This window comes from Paenibacillus sp. P4_A7 (genome assembly GCF_056402455.1).
Genome location: NZ_JBFUHJ010000883.1, coordinates 1 through 744 on the forward strand (window position 1 = coordinate 1; position 744 = coordinate 744).

Annotated in this window: 1 protein-coding gene; it reads left to right on the top strand. The window is 45.0% G+C overall.

Features of this window, described 5'->3' with window-relative positions; translation table 11 throughout:
- A partial coding sequence (locus tag AC1DWN_RS34705; protein WP_477563340.1) for a hypothetical protein occupies positions 1-744 on the top strand: 744 nt, incomplete at both ends.

Below are 744 nucleotides of genomic sequence, written 5' to 3' on the forward strand. Positions count from 1 at the left end.
ATTTTAATTCAGAGGCTTTGTATAGCAATGATGAAGTTGAGATGCACCAAGCACTTGTTGAACGAACAAATAAAGCTTTACAATCCGAGCATGCGGAGCAACTTATCGGATATCTATTGTTCGATGAGCCGCGGAGTTTGTATGTGGTTGATAAGGAGCGATTCAGAGATAATCTATCCGTTATGCGAAGGATGCTTGAAAGTATCGATCCAGGCAGGTTTACGGTAATCGATTATACGATGCCCGAGGATGCGGCGTATTTCTACCCTTCCAATCTAACGCAAGCCATGAGCTTGGATTTGTATCCTGTTGTTAATCACTATCCGACACCAGGAAATTTCAAGCATATTGGCACGTACCCAAACGCTTCATATGAAGAAAGCTTGGATGCTTCCACGTTGCAGATTCGAAAAGACCTTACAAATGATGCACCAGTGTGGATGATTCTACAGGCGCATGGAGAAAAAGGGGGATTGCCGAGAGAGCCTATCCCGTCCGAAATAAGAGCGATGACCTATGAAGCAATTGGTAGAGGAGCAAGAGGTTTTACATACTTCTTGTATCAATCCACAGTGGTCTGGCGAGGTATGGTCGACTATGATTATACACGTCGTCCTCACATTTATGGAACGATAAAGCAACTAATGAGTGAGGTTGAGGCGCTCAAACCCACTATCCTAGATATGCAAAGGATAGCGAACGTAGCTGTAACAACAGGTGGCGGCGGCGGAGCTTCAACGGAGC